General features: G+C 69.0%; 13 protein-coding genes and 2 tRNA genes. 4 read left to right on the top strand and 11 right to left on the bottom strand.

The window, feature by feature from the left end:
* The first annotated feature begins 21 nt into the window (after positions 1-21).
* Genes ACQP2Y_RS00075 through ACQP2Y_RS00065 form a run of 3 tightly spaced genes read left to right on the top strand, consistent with a single transcriptional unit; the run spans position 22 to position 1,218 of the window.
* Positions 22-474 carry a GNAT family N-acetyltransferase gene (locus ACQP2Y_RS00075; protein WP_433723388.1) on the top strand — a complete coding sequence of 151 codons (453 nt, stop codon included), beginning with the start codon at positions 22-24 and terminating at the stop codon, positions 472-474.
* Positions 471-842 carry a YciI family protein gene (locus ACQP2Y_RS00070; protein WP_433723386.1) on the top strand — a complete coding sequence of 124 codons (372 nt, stop codon included), beginning with the start codon at positions 471-473 and terminating at the stop codon, positions 840-842. Before ACQP2Y_RS00075 ends, ACQP2Y_RS00070 begins: the two co-directional genes overlap by 4 nt.
* Before the next feature lie 58 nt (positions 843-900).
* Positions 901-1,218, top strand: coding sequence for a hypothetical protein (locus tag ACQP2Y_RS00065; protein WP_433723384.1), 318 nt, complete (start codon positions 901-903; stop codon positions 1,216-1,218).
* Positions 1,219-1,439: 221 nt separating this feature from the next.
* Here ACQP2Y_RS00065 and ACQP2Y_RS00060 read toward each other — a convergent pair.
* From ACQP2Y_RS00060 to gyrB, 6 genes are all read right to left on the bottom strand, one after another.
* Positions 1,440-1,512, bottom strand: a tRNA-Ala gene (locus ACQP2Y_RS00060).
* A gap of 14 nt (positions 1,513-1,526) precedes the next feature.
* The gene (locus ACQP2Y_RS00055; protein ID WP_360546700.1) at positions 1,527-1,655 is read right to left on the bottom strand and encodes a DLW-39 family protein; all 129 of its coding nucleotides are present in this window, start codon (positions 1,653-1,655) and stop codon (positions 1,527-1,529) included.
* 38 nt (positions 1,656-1,693) lie between these two features.
* Positions 1,694-1,770: transfer RNA gene (locus tag ACQP2Y_RS00050), tRNA-Ile, on the bottom strand.
* 99 nt (positions 1,771-1,869) lie between these two features.
* On the bottom strand, positions 1,870-2,766 hold the full coding sequence (locus ACQP2Y_RS00045) for a DUF3566 domain-containing protein (RefSeq protein ID WP_433723382.1): 897 nt from the start codon (positions 2,764-2,766) through the stop codon (positions 1,870-1,872).
* Positions 2,767-2,769: 3 nt separating this feature from the next.
* Positions 2,770-5,280, bottom strand: coding sequence for a DNA gyrase subunit A (gene gyrA / locus ACQP2Y_RS00040; protein ID WP_433723380.1), 2,511 nt, complete (start codon positions 5,278-5,280; stop codon positions 2,770-2,772).
* A 138-nt stretch (positions 5,281-5,418) separates the two neighbouring features.
* A complete protein-coding gene (gyrB, locus tag ACQP2Y_RS00035) occupies positions 5,419-7,371 on the bottom strand; it encodes a DNA topoisomerase (ATP-hydrolyzing) subunit B (protein WP_433723378.1) in 1,953 nt (650 codons plus the stop codon).
* A gap of 532 nt (positions 7,372-7,903) precedes the next feature.
* On the opposite strand from gyrB, the gene ACQP2Y_RS00030 reads away from it, so the two are divergent.
* Positions 7,904-8,470, top strand: coding sequence for a hypothetical protein (locus ACQP2Y_RS00030; RefSeq protein WP_360546693.1), 567 nt, complete (start codon positions 7,904-7,906; stop codon positions 8,468-8,470).
* A 13-nt stretch (positions 8,471-8,483) separates the two neighbouring features.
* Here ACQP2Y_RS00030 and ACQP2Y_RS00025 read toward each other — a convergent pair whose 3' ends face one another.
* The 5 genes from ACQP2Y_RS00025 to dnaA form a co-directional block, all read right to left on the bottom strand.
* The gene (locus tag ACQP2Y_RS00025; protein ID WP_433732402.1) at positions 8,484-8,954 is read right to left on the bottom strand and encodes a DUF721 domain-containing protein; all 471 of its coding nucleotides are present in this window, start codon (positions 8,952-8,954) and stop codon (positions 8,484-8,486) included.
* Between the two features lie 229 nt (positions 8,955-9,183).
* Positions 9,184-10,311, bottom strand: a complete 1,128-nt coding sequence (gene recF, locus ACQP2Y_RS00020; RefSeq protein ID WP_433723376.1) for a DNA replication/repair protein RecF — start codon at positions 10,309-10,311, stop codon at positions 9,184-9,186.
* 81 nt (positions 10,312-10,392) lie between these two features.
* Entirely contained in the window at positions 10,393-11,265 is an 873-nt protein-coding gene (gene gnd / locus ACQP2Y_RS00015) for a phosphogluconate dehydrogenase (NAD(+)-dependent, decarboxylating) (RefSeq protein ID WP_433723374.1), read from the bottom strand.
* 37 nt (positions 11,266-11,302) lie between these two features.
* Complete coding sequence (gene dnaN, locus ACQP2Y_RS00010; RefSeq protein ID WP_360814997.1) at positions 11,303-12,436, bottom strand: DNA polymerase III subunit beta; 1,134 nt, start codon at positions 12,434-12,436, stop codon at positions 11,303-11,305.
* A 2,511-nt stretch (positions 12,437-14,947) separates the two neighbouring features.
* On the bottom strand, positions 14,948-16,918 hold the full coding sequence (gene dnaA / locus ACQP2Y_RS00005; RefSeq protein WP_433723371.1) for a chromosomal replication initiator protein DnaA: 1,971 nt from the start codon (positions 16,916-16,918) through the stop codon (positions 14,948-14,950).

Genomic DNA, 16,918 nt, shown 5'->3' with positions numbered 1-16,918 from the left:
GGTCCCCGTAAACTTCGCCGGGTGATCGTGCGGATGGCCGGCGCGGCGGACGTGGCAGCACTGGCGGAGCTGCGCGAACTGGGACCGGACGAACTCGCGGCGTTCGCCGGCTGGATGACAGCCCATGCGGAGACGCACCTGCCGTTCGTCGCCGAGGTCGACGGGTCCGTGGTCGGCAGCGCCTGGCTGCACGTCGCGGAGCGGGTCCCCGGCCACGAGTCGCCGGATCGTTGGTACGGCGACGTCCAGTCGGTCATGGTCCGCCCGGAACACCGCAACCAGGGCGTCGGCGCCGCGCTGATGGCCGCGATCCTGGCCGAGGCCGTACGCCGGGAGTTGGAGCACGTGACCGTCCACTCAGGCCGCCGCGCAGTCGACTTCTACCTGCGCAACGGCTTCAGCCACCACCGCCAGATCCTCATCTGGGAACCGGATTCCGGCGCTTCGTCGCCCGGGCAAGGAGTCATGGGATGACCCGATACCTGATCTCGTTCAACGAGGGCGCAATGGACCACATACCCGCTGAGGAGATGGCCGACGTCGCCAAGGCCTCGCACGCGGTGGTCCAGGAAGCGGTCACCGCCGGCGTGTGGGTGTACGGCGCCGGCCTCGAAAGGCAGCGGGCGAGCATCGTGGCCACGAACGGGACGGTGACCGACGGCCCCTACCCGGAGACGAAGGAGATCATCGGCGGCTTCTCGGTCGTCGAGGTCGCCACCCGCGAAGATGCGCTGGAGTGGGCTGCGAAGATCGCCGCCAGTTGCCGCTGCGCGCAGGAGGTCCGGGAACTCATGCCCGACCCGGAGACCGACGCGATGATCCGCGAGACCACCACGCGATAGCGCCGCCCGGGTCGGATCGAGGGCACCGCGCGAGCAGCCGAGATGCCATGATCGCCTCGTGTCGCTATGGGACGTCGTCTGGCGCTTCGGAATTCCGCTCGTCGTGGTCGGCGGCGCTGCAGCCGCTGTCTACGTCGGCCTCTCCGACCCGCCCGACACCTTCTCCCGGCCACACGGCTGGCAGTGGGCCTGGCCAGGGATCTGGCTCATGATGGCCGGCGACGCGGCATTCGGTGAAAACCGGTGGTGGTTCGAGCGCACTTGGAAAGGCACTACCGCGCTGCTCTTCGCCGTGGCCGTCACAGCCGCCGCATGGCGCCACCACCGATGGCGAAAGCGCGTGCGAAGTGCGGAAGGTTCGCCCCCACTCCAGTGATCTGCCGAGACCCTGCTCGGATCACAGAATGCGATTCGACCTGGAGACCAAGGCCTCACCCGACCAGGTGCACCGCGCCTTACGGACTTCACCGACCGCCGGCCGCAGATGTGGAATCGCACCCTGGATCCGAATGATCTCGCGGATGTGGGCCTCGGTCCCGGACCGCTACGCCCAGGCCGATCTGGGCTGGAAGCCACCTCGACCGGCGCGCTGGTTTGTGGAGCCCAGGGGACTTGAACCCCTAACCCCCGCCTTGCAAAGGCGGTGCTCTGCCAGTTGAGCTAGGGCCCCCGGTAGGTGGGGCGTCAGCGCAGGTCGGGCGCCGTCGTCGCCTCGTGCCAGAGGGCGCGCTCGTCGCTGGAGGCCTTGACCCTCTTGACGACCAGGGCCGCCGCGCCGACGACGCCGGCAACGATCAGGAGCTTCTTCAGCATGGCTGGATCCCCTTACATCTGCGGCGGGAGGTGATGCTTGGTGGGGCTAGCTGGAATCGAACCAGCGACCTCAGAGTTATCAGCTCTGCGCTCTAACCGACTGAGCTATAGCCCCGTGACAGCGACACGAAGATTACCGTACCCCGTGGCGCTACCCAAAATTGGGGGCGGCCGCCGTGCCGGACACGGCGGCCGCTACCACGATCGGGGTGGATCAGTCGCGCTCGGCGAGCGTCAGCTCGACGCCGCCGACCAGGTCGGCGCACACGTTGTAGATGAACGCGCCCAGCGTGGCCAGTGCGGTGAAGAGCACCACGTTGACCGCGCCGATCAGCATCGACGTGCCGATGACGCCCCAGGCGGTGATGCGGAAGCCGCCGCCGGCCGTCGCGGCCTCGGTGCCGCCGCCGGTGGTGTTCACCAGGCTCTGCAGGCTGTTGTTGACCGTCTGCCAGACGCCCATGGCGTCGAGCGAGAGGTACAGCACCGAGGTGGCCACGACCACCACGATGAACAGGACCACGGACACGGCGAAGGCGAACTTCATCACGGACCAGGGGTCGATCCGCTTGAGGTTCAGCCGGGCCCGGCGCGGGCCACGCGCCGCGGCCGACGTCACCGTCGAGCGCGCGGAACGGACCGCCTCGGAGACCCGGGCGGCACCGACAGCGGCGGAACCGCTGGCGGCCGCGTTGCCCGTCGGGCGTTTGGGGGCCTCAGCGGGCCGCTGGGGCGCGGCACCGGGCTTCGCCGGGGGCTGGACCCCGGAGCGCCCGGCCTGCGCGCCCTGGGGCGCTGCTGCGGACCCGCCGCTCTTGCCCTTGGTGACGATCGGCACCGTGGCCGAGCCCTTGGCGACCGAAGGGCCCGCCGGGGCGGCCGGTGGCCGCTTCTGCTCGGCCTGACCGTCACTGTCGGCGGGCGGTTCACCCGGCGGCGGGGCCATGCCCGGCGCGCGGGTGAACTTCGGCTGGGACGGGGCATCGGCTGGTACCGCCGCGCGGCCGGCTCCCTCGCGTCCGGTCGGTGCGGCGCCGTCCTTCTTCGGCTCCGCGTCGACCGGAGATGCCGAGGATCCCGGGCCCCCCGACTTCGCCTGTGTCTCCGGCATCAACTAGTCCTGTTCGTCAGGCTCGTCGGCATTGCGAGCAAGCGCCACGATGGTTACACCTTCTGGGAGGTCCATCAGCTTGACCCCCATTGTGTTCCGATCCCGCGTGCGCCGTACAGGCTTCACGGGAGTCCGGATGACACCACCATTGCTGGTGATGGCAAATAGTTCATCCTCCGGGTCGATCACGAGCGCTCCGACGAGCCCACCACGACGCTCCGTGATCTTGGCTGTCAGCACGCCCTTGCCGCCCCGGCCCTGCACCGGATACTCCTCGATCGGCGTCCGCTTCGCATACCCGCCGTTGGTCGCGACCAAAACGTCCATGCCCTCACGAACCACCTCCATCGCGAGCAGTTCGTCCGCCTCGCTGAAGCGCATGCCGATCACGCCCGAGGTCGCCCGCCCCATCGGCCGCAGCGCCTCGTCGGTCGCGTTGAACCGGATGGCCTGAGCCTTCTTCGAGACCAGCAGCAGGTCGTTCTCCGGCGCGGCCAGCGTGGCGCCCACCAATTCGTCATCCTCCCGCAGGTTGATGGCGATGATGCCACCGCTGCGGTTGGAGTCAAATTCCTCGAGGCGGGTCTTCTTCACGAGGCCATTCTTGGTGGCGAGCACAAGGTAGGGCTCGACCTGGTAGTCCGGGATCTGGATGACCTGCGCGATGTGCTCGTCCGGAAGGAAGGCGAGCAGGTTGGCGACGTGCTGGCCCTTGGCGACGCGGTTCGCCTCGGGCAGCTCGTAGGCCTTCGCGCGGTAGACCCGGCCCTTGTTGGTGAAGAACAGGATCCACGAGTGCGTGGAGATCACGAAGAAGTGGCTGACGATGTCGTCCTGACGCAAGGATGCGCCGCTCACGCCCTTGCCGCCGCGCTTCTGCGAGCGGTACAGGTCGACCTTCGTGCGCTTCGCGTAACCAGTTCGTGTGATCGTCACCACAACGTCCTCGCGCGCGATGAGGTCCTCCATCGAGACCTCGCCGTCGAACGGGATGATGACGGTCTTGCGGTCGTCGCCGAACCGGGCCACGATCTCGGCCATTTCCTCGGAGACGATCGCCCGCTGCCGCTCCGGCTTGGCCAGGATGTCCTTGAGGTCGGCGATCTCGATCTCGATCCGGGCCAGCTCGTCGATGATCTTCTGCCGCTCCAGCGCCGCCAGGCGCCGCAGCTGCATGTCCAGGATCGCGGTGGCCTGGATCTCGTCGACGTCGAGCAGCTGCATCAGGCCCTGGCGGGAGTCCTCGACGGTGGGCGAGCGCCGGATCAGGGCGATCACCTCGTCGAGCATGTCCAGCGCCTTGACCAGGCCGCGCAGGATGTGCGCGCGCTCCTCGGCCTTGCGCAGGCGGTAGGCCGTGCGCCGGCGGATGACGTCGATCTGGTGGTCGACGTAGTGCCGGATGAACTGGGCCAGGTTGAGCGTGCGGGGCACACCGTCGACCAGCGCCAGCATGTTGGCGCCGAAGGTCTCCTGCAGCTGGGTGTGCTTGTAGAGGTTGTTCAGCACGACCTTGGCGACGGCGTCGCGCTTCAGGACCAGGATCAACCGCATTCCGGTACGCCCGGACGACTCGTCGCGGATGTCGGCGATCCCGGTGAGTTTGCCCTCCTTGACCAGCTCGGCTACCCGTTCGGCCAGGTTGTCGGGGTTCACCTGGTACGGCAGCTCGGTGACGACCAGGCACGGCCGGCCCCGGGCGTCCTCCTCGACCTCGACCACGGCGCGCATCCGGATCGAACCACGGCCGGTGCGGTAGGCGTCCTGGATCGCCTGCTGGCCGACGATCAGACCGCGGGTCGGGAAGTCGGGTCCCTTGACGATGCCCAGGACCGCCTCGAGCGTGGTGGCCTCGTCGGCCTCCGGGTTGTCCAGATACCACTGGACGGCGGCGGCGATCTCCCGCAGGTTGTGCGGCGGGATCTTGGTGGCCATCCCGACCGCGATGCCTTCGGAGCCGTTGACCAGCAGGTTCGGGAACCGCGCGGGCAGGATCGTGGGCTCCTTGGCCCGCCCGTCGTAGTTGTCCTGCATGTCGACGGTGTCCTCGTCGATGTCCCGCAGCATCTCCATGGCCAGCGGCGAGAGCTTCGACTCGGTGTAGCGCATGGCGGCCGGCGGGTCGTTGCCCGGCGAGCCGAAGTTGCCGTTGCCGTCGATCAGCGGGTAGCGCAGCGACCACGGCTGGCCCATCCGGACCAGGGCGTCGTAGATCGAGGAGTCACCGTGCGGGTGGTAGTTACCCATGACGTCGCCGACGACGCGGGCGCACTTGACGTAGCCGCGGTCGGGGCGGAAGCCGGCGTCGTACATCGCGTACAGGATCTTGCGGTGCACCGGCTTGAGGCCGTCCCGCACGTCCGGCAGCGCCCGCCCGACGATGACGCTCATCGCGTAGTCGAGGTACGAGCGCTGCATCTCGACCTCGAGGCCGACCGGCTCGACCCGCTGGCTCACTCCGCCGCCGGGCACGTCTTGGGGTTCCTCGGCGGGGGTCTCGGGAGTATCCGTCACAGTTAACCCTTACTAACAGTCAAACCCGACAAAAGGCGTCAGGCTACGCATTTCGCTGTGGATAACGTTGTGGAAAGCGGTGATTCGCTGTGCATAACCCGAGGTGAGCGGCGTCGAGCGACGCCGCTCACCCGTACCTCAGATGTCCAGGAACCGCACGTCCTTGGCGTTGCGCTGGATGAACGAGCGCCGCGCCTCGACGTCCTCACCCATCAGGACGCTGAACAGCTCGTCCGCGGTTGCGGCGTCGTCGAGGGTCACCTGCTTCAGCGTGCGGGAGCCCGGGTCCATCGTCGTGTCCCACAGCTCGCGGAAGTTCATCTCGCCCAGACCCTTGAACCGCTGGATGTCGTCGGGCTTGGCGTTCGCCTTCTTCTGCTGGCGCAGCTCAATCAGGCCGTCCCGCTCCCGGTCGGAGTAGGCGTACTGGGCGTCGTCGCCGCGCTTGTTCCACTTGATCTTGTAGAGCGGCGGGGCGGCCAGGTAGACGTGGCCCAGCTCGACCAGCGGCCGCATGAAGCGGAACAGCAGGGTGAGCAGCAGCGTCTGGATGTGCTGGCCGTCCACGTCGGCGTCGGCCATCAGCACCACCTTGTGGTAGCGCAGCTTGGCGACGTCGAACTCCTCGTGGATGCCGGTGCCCAGGGCCGTGATCAGCGACTGGACCTCGTTGTTCTTCAGCACCCGGTCGATCCGGGCCTTCTCCACGTTGAGGATCTTGCCGCGGATCGGCAGGATCGCCTGGATCTGGCTGTCGCGGCCCTGCTTGGCCGAGCCGCCGGCCGAGTCACCCTCGACGATGAACAGCTCCGAGACCCGCGGGTCGGTCGACTGGCAGTCGGCCAGCTTGCCCGGCATCGAGCCGGACTCCAGCAGCGACTTGCGCCGGGCCAGCTTGCGGGCCTGCTGCGCGGCGATCCGGGCCCGGGCGGCCTGTGAAGCCTTGGTGATGATCTGCTTCGCGTCGGCCGGGTTGCGGTCGAACCAGTCGGCGATCTGCTCGTTGGCGATCTTCTGGACGAAGCTCTTCATGTTGGTGTTGCCGAGCTTGGTCTTGGTCTGACCCTCGAACTGCGGGTTGGTCAGCTTCACCGAGATGATCGCGGCCAGGCCCTCGCGGATGTCCTCACCGGAGAGCTTCTCGTCGCCCTTGAGGAACTTCTTCTCAGCGCCGTACCGGTTGACGATGCTGGTCAGCGCGGCCCGGAAGCCTTCCTCGTGGGTGCCGCCCTCGTGGGTGTTGATCGTGTTGGCGAAGGTGTAGACCGACTCGCCGTACGACTCGTTCCACTGCATGGCGATCTCGAGGGCCATGCCCTCGTCGTTCGCCTCGGCCTCGAACTCGATCACCGTCTTGTGGATCGGGGCCTTGGTCTGGTTGAGGTGGCGCACGAAGTCGGCGATGCCGTTCTCGTACATGAAGGTGACCTCGCGGGCCTTGCCCTCCTCGTCGACGTACTCCGGGCGCCGGTCGACCAGGTTGATCGTCAGGGCCTTGTTGAGGAAGGCGTACTCCTGGATCCGCCGGTAGATCGTCTGCCAGTCGAACTCGACGGTCTCGAAGATCGTCGGGTCCGGCCAGAACTGGACCATCGAGCCGGTGCGCGAGGTCGCCTCGCCCTTCTCCAGCTTGCCGGGCTTGGAGGCGGTGTAGTGCTGCCGGTAGACGTTGCCCGACTTGTGGATCTCCACGAACATCTTGGTGGAGAGGGCGTTGACGACCGAGACACCGACGCCGTGCAGACCGCCGGAGACCGCGTACGCCTTGCCGTCGAACTTGCCACCCGCGTGCAGGACCGTCAGTGCGACCTCGACGCCGGGCTTCTTCAGCTTGGGGTGCAGGTCGACCGGGAAACCGCGGCCGTTGTCAGTGACGGAGACGCCCCCGTCCGGCAGCAGGACGACGTCGATGGTGTCGCAGTAGCCCGCGAGCGCCTCGTCGACGGCGTTGTCCACAACCTCCCAGACCAGGTGGTGCAGGCCCCGCTCGCCCGTGGAACCGATGTACATACCGGGGCGCTTGCGGACCGCCTCGAGACCTTCGAGCACGGTGATGGAACCGGCACCGTATTCCTGCGTGTTCTCTGCCACCCTCGGCCACTTTCTCGCGCCGGCCCGCGCGAGGCGGGCTGGTCACGGGGTTGGCGGGCGGCCGGCGGCCACCGACGGGCAGGGCGAGCCACCGGCGACGAGCCGCGGGAAGAAGGCGGACCACCGGTGGAGCCGAGCGCGCCGGTCGCCGCGGTCACCCGCGGATCGTGATCGGCTGGAAAAATCGCGTAGCGTGACGGAGTGCCGTCACGGGGCGGACTTTCCCGGTCTCCGTCGATTCTACTCCGTCGGAGCGAGTTGTAGAGGGTCCGGCACCCTCGTCCGGGTACCTCAGATTGCCGTAGCGCGATTGAAGGCCACTCCCACGAGTCCCCCTACACGGAATGCGGGCCCCCCGCAACGGCGAACCGTTCGACGCCCGGACCTCGAGGCGCGCCTCCGCGCGGGTGGGGCCACGCGCTGCGACACTGCCTGACGACAGCAGGCGACGGTGTCGTAACCTCGCCCGCGCGGCCCGGTACACGGCCGGACGGGTCCGCAGCCCGGCAGTTCGAGGAGAGGTGAGCCCGCCATGGCGCTGGACAAGGGGCTGGACAACGTCGCCGTGCACTGGCCGCGGACGAACCGGTTCTACGACCCGGTCGCCCCCGCGGAGTTCGTCGACTTCGGCGCCGTCGCGGACGCGCCGGACATCGCCGCGCCCACCGGCGCGCTCGCGCTGCACATCGCCAAGACCGGCACGGTACGGGCAACTGCCTACACGGAGCTCGTCGACCTGCTGCTGGGGCTGGAGGGTGTCCTCTACGCCACCGACGCGGCCGCGGAGGACGAGGACCCCGTCATCGACCCGGACGGCTGCGCCTGGATCGCCGGCGGGCTGGAACGCTTCGTGGAAGGCCACCAGCCGTACGGCGACCTGGTCACCTTCGACAGCGTGGCGAACGTGATGCGGGCCGCGGTGGCCGGCGGACGCCTCGCCGAGCAGCAGCTGCGCTGGCTGGACCAGCGGCTGGCGGCGCTGCGGGACGAGGCGGGCAACGCACCGCACTGGAGCTTCGCCCGTACGGAGCTGGCGGTGCTGTCGGGCTTCTACCGCCGCTGCGCCGAGCGGGGCTTCGCGGTCTTCGCCGACTACTGAGAAGACCGGACTGTCAGCCGTACGTGTCGCGCGGGCCGCGGCCCTGCACCCGGCGCGGGCCTTTGGCCCAGGACGGCGCCGCCGGGCCGTGGATGTTGAGCTTGGTGACCACGTTGTGGCCGACCTCGGCGGCGATGCGCTTCAGCAGGCTGGCCGCGAGCAGGCGGAGCTGGGTCGCCCACGCGGTCGACTCCGCCTCCACGGTGAGCACGCCGGCGTCAAGCTTGACCGGGCGGCTGTGCTGGGCGACGTCCGGGCCGACGACCTTTTCCCAGGCGCCGAAGACCTTGGCCTCGGCGGCCGGCTTCTGCCAGCCGCGCTGCTTCATGATCCGCTCGAGCATCACGCCGAACAGCTGCGGATCGCGCGGATCCGGCCCGGGGCCGGAATAGCCGCGCAGGCGGCGGCCGGTGCCTTCGTCATTTCCGGTACGGCGTCGCGGCGCCTGTTGAGCGGCTCGCCGTCTGGCGAGCGCGGCGTCCAGGACCGCGCGCGCGAGCTCCGGCCCGACCGCTGTCCCGGCTTCCGCCGCGACGCCTGGTCCGCTTCCAGAGCTGTCGGGACTGTTGTCACCGGCCCGCCCGTCGGAACCGGGGGTCGCGTTGCCCGCCTGGTCCCGGGCCCTACCGGTGCCCGCAGTGGATCGCTTCGGCGCTCCGGCAGCCCGCTTCGCGGCGTCCCTGGGAGCCGCTGGCGGCTTTTCCGGGGTTCCCTCAGACACGGGTCACCGTTCCTGGTCCGACGTCGTAGCGAGCGCCCTGCAGGGTCGCGGGGACATCCTCCGGCACCGCGCACGTCACCAGCAACTGAGTCGCGTCCGAAACCAGCGCCGCCAGCCGCTCCCGGCGGCCGGAGTCCAGCTCGGCGAAGACGTCGTCGAGCACCAGCACCGGCTCGATCCCGTCGGCGCGCAGCAAGTCGTAGGCGGCCAGCCGCAGGGCCAGCGCGAACGACCAGGATTCGCCGTGGCTCGCGTACCCCTTGGTGGGCAGTTCGCCCAGGGTGAGGGAAAGATCGTCGCGGTGCGGGCCGACCAGGGTGACGCCGCGCTCGATCTCGTTCTGCCGCCGCTCGGCGAGCGAGGCGAGCAGCGCCTGCTCCAGCTGGGGGCGGTCCGGCGCCAGCGAGTCGCCGAGCCGCGACGCGTACGCGATAGTGGCCGTCGACCGCCCGGCCGCCACCGCGTCGTAGGCCTTGGTCAGATGTGGACCGAGGGACGCGGCGAGCTCGAGCCGGCCGGCCAGCAACTCAGCCCCGTGATGCGCCAGGTGCTGGTCCCAGACGGCGAGGGTCGACAGGTCCTGCCCGCGCGTGCCGCCGACCTTGCGCGTCAGGTACGCCGTGCGCAGCAGGGCGTTGCGCTGCTTGACCACCCGGTCGTAGTCGGCGCGCACCCCGGCGAACCGGGGCAGCCGGGCCACCAGCAGATCGTCGAGATAGCGCCGGCGCTCGGCCGGATCACCGCGGACCAGTTCAAGATCCTCCGGCGCGAACAAGACCATCCGCAGCGCGCCGAGCACGTCGCGGGACCGGCGTACGGGTGATCTGTTGAGCCTGGCCCGGTTTGCCCGGCCCGGCACGATTTCGAGCTCGACCAGCAGCTCGCGACCATCGTGGACGATCTCGCTGCGGATCACGGCCGAGCTGGCACCGGCCCGGACCAGCGGCGCGTCGGTGGCCACCCGGTGACTGTCCAGAGTGGCCACGTAACCCAGCGCTTCGATCAGGTTGGTCTTGCCCATGCCGTTCTGGCCGACGAGCACCGCGACGCCGGGGTCGAAGTCGACCGTCACCCGCTCGTACGAACGGAAGTCGGTCAACTCGACCCGGCGTACGTACATCTCACTGATTTCCTTTGCAGTGCGGCGAAGCCGCCTGGGCTGTTCAGCTCCTTTGCCGTGCGGTGAAGCCGCCTGGACCGCTCAGCCGACGACGGCGTGGCCACCGAACTGCTGGCGCAGCGCGGCGACGGCCTTCATGGCGGGCGAGTCGATCTGCCGCGACTCGAAGCGGGTGAACAGCGAAGCGGCGATGACGTGCAGCGGAACGGCCAGCCGGACCGCCTCGTCGACGGTCCACCGGCCCTCACCGGTGTCCTCGGCGTAGCCCTTGAGCTTGGCCAGCTCGGGGTCGCCGTCCAGCGCCCGGTCGAGCAGGTCGAGCAGCCAGGACTTGACGACGCTGCCCTCGCGCCAGCTCTTGATCGCGCCGGGCACGTTGTCCACGTACTCGGAGGCCTCGAGCAGCTCCCAGCCCTCGGCGAGGGCCTGCATCATGCCGTACTCGATGCCGTTGTGGACCATCTTGGTGTAGTGGCCGGCGCCGACCGGGCCGGCGTGCACGAAGCCGTACGGGCCGCCGGGCTTGAGGGCCTCGAAGATCGGCATGCAGGTGGCGACGTTCTCCTCGGAGCCGCCGACCATCAGCGCGTAGCCGTTCTGGTTGCCCCAGATGCCGCCGGAGACACCGCAGTCCATGTAGCCGATGCCCTTGGGCGCGAGCCGGTCGGCCCGCGGCTGGTCGTCGGTGAACTTGGAGTTCCCGCCGTCGATGATGATGTCCCCGGCGGACAGCAGCCCACCCAGTTCGTCGATCGTGCTCTCGGTGATGTGACCGGCCGGCACCATCGTCCAGACCACCCGCGGCGCGGCGAGCTTGGAGACCATTTCGGCGATGCTGGCGACATCGGAGATGTCCGGGTTGCGGTCGTAGCCGACGACTTCGTGCCCGGCGGAGCGGATCCGCCCGCGCATGTTGCCGCCCATCCGGCCGAGACCGACAAGGCCGAGCTGCATGGTGTTCCCCCTAGATGAGTGGTTCTTCCGCCCAGTATCAGCGGGTTACCCGGATCGGCATGATCAGATAGCGGTAACCCGGCACGATTTCGCCGTCTTCGGCCGCGGGGGAGATCACAGCGGGCTTGAACGCGTCGACGAACGAGAGTACGGCGGTCTGGGCGCCCAGGTTCTGCAATCCGTCGATCAGGTACTGCGGGTTGAAGCCGATGGTCAGCGGCTCGCCGGTGAAGGCGGCCTCCATGGCCTCGCTGGCCCGGGCCTCCTCCGTGCCGCCGGCCTCGACCACCAGGCCGTCCTCGCCGAAGCTGAGCAGCACCGGGGTGGTGCGCTCGGCGACCAGGGCGACGCGGCGGACCACCTCGACGAGCGAGGAGACACTGACCCGGGCCTCGGCGTTGTGGCTGGCCGGGAAGAGCGAGCGGACCGGCGGGTAGTTGGCGCCGTCGAGCAGCCGACTGGTCGTGCGTCGGGTGCCGCCCGCGAAGCCGATCATGCCCTCGCCGGCGTTGCCCTGCGCCAGAGCCAGGATGACGTCGCCGCCGAGCGGGCCCATCGTCTTGGCGGTGTCGTTCAGCGTCTTCGCCGGGACGAGCGCGTTGAGGCTGATGTCGGGGTCGTCGGGACTCCACTGGAGCTCCCGCATGGCGAGCCGGTAGCGGTCGGTGGCCAGCATCGCCATCGACGTGCCGTTCAGCTCGATCCGCACGCCGGTCATCATCGGCAGCGTCTCGTCGCGGCCGGCCGCGATAGCGACCTGCTGGACAGCCGAGGCGAACGTCTGTGCGTCGACCGTGCCGGCGCTGGACGGCATCTCCGGCAGGGTCGGGTAGTCCTCGACCGGCATCGTCGGCAGCGTGAAGCGCGCGCTGCCGCAGACGAGCTCGAGATGCGCACCGACAGCGGCGATGTCCGCCGGCTTGTTCGGCAGTGCCTTGGTGATCTCAGCCAGCAGCCGGCCGGAGACCAGGGCGGCGCCGTCGGCGTCGGCCTGCACCTCCACGCTCACCTGACTGGAGACCTCGTAGTCGAAGCCGGAGACGTGCAACCTGCCGTCGGTCACCCGCAACATGACGCCGGCGAGCACCGGCACCGACGGGCGGCTCGGCAGGCTCTTCGCCGTCCACGCCACAGCGTCGGCGAGTGCGTCTCGCTCCACCCGGAACTTCATGCCATGCCCTCCGCGTCACTCTTTCTCGACGAACCAGCATCGGATGTGCTGATGGCGCCCACTGAACTCTATGGCGCGGGTCGGCGCAGCATGCGTCCGACCCCGGTGCTGTGGGTAAGTCAGGGATGGTTCGGACCGCCGAGCGGCTCATCCACACCTTCCCCAACGCTGATGATTGCTTTTTGGATTTCCCTAGAGAAGACATAGTCGTCTTCATCGGTCCTGTGCAAAGTGTGGAGAACTCCCGTTTGCGCAGGTCAGCGGGTTATCCACCGGTGATTCACATGTGGGAAACCAGGGTACAAACCCCGGTCTGCGTCCACAGTCGTCGACCCGACTCCGGTTGTCCACCGTTGTCCACCGTCTGTCCACCGGTTATCCACCGGGTTTGTGCCCAGGCCTGGGGATAACGCCGGAACGCTACCGGCTCGTCGTCCCCAGAACCTTCAACAGGAAATCCACACGCGTCCACAGCCTGTGGGGACAGCCGTGACCGTGCGTGTCTGTCCACATCGATTTCCCCAGGCCCCATCCACATCTGTGGGGTACGGCCCCGAAGGTTTTCCACCGCTGGGGATAACTTCCTGTGAACGCCTGTGAACTGCTGTGGATAACGTTGGCACGATCCCGTCTCGTCGCGGCGTTGACACGAACGGGGTGGGGATAAGTCGCGGGATCCGACGCCGCGGTCGGGCGGTGCGAGGGGTTGGGCGAGTCCACCGGGGATCGGGCGAGGCGTCCGCGGGTGGCGTGGTCCGGCGTCCGCGGGGCGCGGTGAGTCGTCCGTTGGAGCGGTCAGTCGTCCGTTGGAGTGCGGCTGGGCCTCAATTGGGCGAGGCGAGGCCTCTTGGCGTGGGGTGACGGCGTCTGCTGCGCGATACGGGGTCGTTGGTCGGTGAGGCGATGGGTTTCACGCCATGGTGATCTGGACTGCGCTCGGCCGGGTGACCGCTTTTGTCGGCTGGGATGAGGCGACTCGATCTTGATGTAGATCTCGGCGGCAGCAGCGGCGGCTTCGGCTTCGCGGCGCGAACGGCGTCGATCGGAAGATCCGCAGTCTTTGGTCGTGGGCAGGGGCTTCGCGCGGCGGCTGAGGGGATCTTCATGGGCGACGCCCCGACCTGGCCGCCCCGACCTGGCCGCCCCGACCTGGCCGCCCCGACCTGGCCGCCCCGACCTGGCCGCCCCGACCTGGCCGCCCCGACCTGGCGGACCGAATGCGACCGACCTGGACCAACCCGACCGGACCTGGCGGACCGACCGTGGCGGACCGGACCTGGCGGACCGGACCAGACGGACCGTTTGCGACCGACTGGACCAGGCCGACTGGACCAGGCGGACCGGACCAGACGGACCGTTTGCGACCGACTGGACCAGGCCGACTGGACCAGGCCGACTGGACCAGGCCGACTGGACCAGGCCGACTGGACCAGGCCGACTGGACCAGGCCGACTGGACCAGGCCGGTCGGACGTGGCGGACCGGACCAAGGCGGTCGGACCTGGTGGACCGGACCAGGGCGGTCGGACCTGGTGGACCGAATGCGGCCGACTAGACGTGGCCGGCTGGAGCTAGGTGACCGGGCCGGGCCGACCTGGCTTGACCGACCGGGCTGGAGCAACCGGGCTTGGCCGCCCGGACCTGGCCGGTCGGACGAGGCCGGCCTGAATAGGTGACCGAATCTGGGCGCCTGGGCAGCCCTGGGCTTTGCCTGGCGGTGGACCAGATTCTCGTATGGAGGGTTTCGCCAGCGGGCGACGGGACCTCTGTCCTTCGGCCCAAGGCGTCACCCGACGGTGAGGAGATCGCGTCCGCGGTGGTGAGCTTCTTGCTCGGCCAGCTGAAGGAAGGCCTTCACCGGCGGAAGCAGGGTTTCGGCTTGTCAGAGCTGAAGGGCTTCACGTGAAAGTGGCAGGGTTTCGGCCGGGCGGGGCTGCGAGGCTTGAGCTGGCACGTCGAAGTTGCTGCTGGCCGGTGCAGAAGGTCTGCTCGGTGAGGGCGAGTCGTCGCCGGTGACGACACAGGGTCCGGGTCCGCCTGGGCTGTGATGTCCGAGCTCGGTTTGCCGGAGACAGCGCCGGGGCCAGGGTCCGCCGGGGAACTCGGCCGGCTCAACGCTCATCGGCCGCGCGGGTCGGCATGTGGGGGGCCGCCCACGCACCGGCCCACCAGGGAACCTTCGACCCATCGGCCCGGAGGGAATCTCACCCCTGAGCTTTTGGGCACGCGAACCCTCGGCCGGCCGGCGCGATATGACAGAAGGACTGCCAGGGCGGAACACCTCATCCGGTCGCGGCCGCACTGGTCGAGGCGACCGGCAACCGCGGAACCATCCCGCTTCGTCCGCCACGGCGATCACGGCGGTGAACGGTAGCTGTGTGGACGGCCGGTGGGGTTGGCGCCGCTTCAGCCCGGCGGGGGATCGCCGGGCTTGAGGTGGTCCTGGCTGATTGCTGTGGTCGCTTGAGCCGCTGTTGCGGTTGTGGGTGCCGCTGCGCGTACCGGAAAAGGTCTAGGTGTTTTGTTTGATGCGGTTGGTCAGCTCGGCGATCTGGTTGTAGAGGGATCGCCGCTCGGCCATGTGCTGGCGGATTTTTCGGTCCGCGTGCATCACCGTGGTGTGGTCGCGGCCGCCGAAGGCCTGGCCGATTCTTGGCAGCGAGAGCTCGGTCAGTTCGCGGCAGAGGTACATCGCTACCTGGCGGGCGTTGACCAGCACTCGCGACCGGGAGTGGCCGCGGAGGTCTTCCAGGCTCACGCCGAAGTAGTCCGCCGTGGACACCATGATCTGGTCGGCCGTGATTTCCGGGCCGGCGCCGTCGGGCATGAAGTCGCGCAGGACCTCCTCGGCCAGCGAGAGCTGGACCGACGACCTGGTCAGGCTGGCGAATGCGGTCACCCGGATGAGGGCGCCCTCGAGTTCGCGGATCGAGTTCGAGACGCGGGAGGCGATGAATTCCAGGACGTCGTCCGGGGCGTACATGCGTTCCTGCGCGGCCTTCTTCTGCAGGATTGCGATGCGGGTTTCCAGGTCCGGCGGCTGGATGTCCGCGAGCAGGCCCCATTCGAAGCGGGTGCGCATGCGGTCCTCGAGGGTGGCCAGCTGGCGCGGGGAACGGTCCGAGCTGATCACGATCTGCTTGTTCGCGTTGTGCAGCGTGTTGAACGTGTGGAAGAACTCTTCCTGGGTGCGCTCGCGATTTTCCAGGAACTGGATGTCGTCGATCAGCAGGATGTCGACGTCGCGGTAGCGCCGCTGGAAGGCCTGCGTCTTGTCGTCGCGCAGGGAATTGATGAAGTCGTTGGTGAATTCCTCGGTGGAGACGTAGCGCACCGAGCGGGCGTGGCCGAGCGTCGTCGCGTAGTGGCCGATCGCGTGCAGCAGGTGCGTTTTGCCCAGCCCGGAACTGCCGTAGATGAACAGCGGGTTGTATGCCTTGGCCGGGGACTCGGCGACCGCGACCGACGCCGCGTGGGCGAACCTGTTCGACGAGCCGATGACGAACGTCTCGAACATGTATTTCGGGTTCAGCCGGTTGCCGTCGTTGCCGCCCGGCCGGCGGTCGCGGTCCTGGCCGCGCATGTCCATGGGCGCGCGGCCCGGGCCGTTGTCGCCGCTGTGCTGCCTTATCTGCAGGGTGTCGTCGCGGCGGTCCTGGGCGTGCATCGTCGGGCGCTCGTCCGGGCGGCGCTGGTTGTCGCGCAGCTGGGCCGGGTCGGTGGCGATCCGGCGGCCGGTCGACTCGTTCGGCGCCTCGGCGAAGTGCGGCATCTGGCGCGGGGCCTCGCGACGCTGCGGCTCTGCTTCCGTACGGGTCTGAGCCTGCTTCTCCTGCTGGTCCTCCGCGACCGTCTTCGGGCCTTCCGCCGGGCGCACCGGCATCGGGAGCGGCGCGGCGAACAGGGCGTCCTGACCGTCACGGGAGTCACGGGCCGACGGGACGGCGCGCGGGAACGGCGCCTGGGCGGAACCGGTCGGTCCGTCGGCCGACTCGTAACTCTGCTCGTACGACTTCTCGTAGCCCTGATCGTAGTTGTCCTGGTGACCGAAGGACGGCGGCTGTGGATAGCGGTCCGGGTATGCCGGCGGCTGCTGCTCCGCGAAGCGCGGCGGCTGCTGGTCGGCGTAGTGCTGCTGCTGGTCCGCGTAGTGCGCGGGCGGCTGCGTCGGCGGCTCGGGAGGCGGCGTGCCGTAGACCGTGCCCGGGCGGCCGGTGCCGTCCTCGGGCGGGCGGACCGTCACGGCCACCTGGATCGGCCGGCCGAGCCGGCGCGACAGGGCCTCGGTGATCGCCAGCCGCAGCCGCGACTCGATCACATCCCGGGTGTACGTGTCCGGCACGGACAGCAGCGCGGTGTCCTCGACTATGGCGCGCAGCCGGGTGAGCCGCAGGTACGCACGCTGCTGAGCGGACGCGATCTCGTCCGCCAGCTCGTCCGTCGCAGCGGTCCACACCCCGCCAAGGTCGACCGTATCGGCCAC

Source organism: Actinoplanes sp. CA-051413 (assembly GCF_050955795.1).
GTDB lineage: Bacteria > Actinomycetota > Actinomycetes > Mycobacteriales > Micromonosporaceae > Actinoplanes.
This window is presented reverse-complemented; position numbering and strand designations above follow the sequence as displayed.

Coding starts and splice junctions, on each gene's coding strand:
- ACQP2Y_RS00045 (WP_433723382.1), bottom strand. CDS start 2,766: ATGCCGGAGACACAGGCGAAGTCGGGGGGCCCGGGATCCTCGGCATCT.
- recF (WP_433723376.1), bottom strand. CDS start 10,311: ATGTACGTACGCCGGGTCGAGTTGACCGACTTCCGTTCGTACGAGCGG.
- ACQP2Y_RS00030 (WP_360546693.1), top strand. CDS start 7,904: ATGGCGCTGGACAAGGGGCTGGACAACGTCGCCGTGCACTGGCCGCGG.
- ACQP2Y_RS00055 (WP_360546700.1), bottom strand. CDS start 1,655: ATGCTGAAGAAGCTCCTGATCGTTGCCGGCGTCGTCGGCGCGGCGGCC.
- gnd (WP_433723374.1), bottom strand. CDS start 11,265: ATGCAGCTCGGCCTTGTCGGTCTCGGCCGGATGGGCGGCAACATGCGC.
- dnaN (WP_360814997.1), bottom strand. CDS start 12,436: ATGAAGTTCCGGGTGGAGCGAGACGCACTCGCCGACGCTGTGGCGTGG.
- ACQP2Y_RS00070 (WP_433723386.1), top strand. CDS start 471: ATGACCCGATACCTGATCTCGTTCAACGAGGGCGCAATGGACCACATA.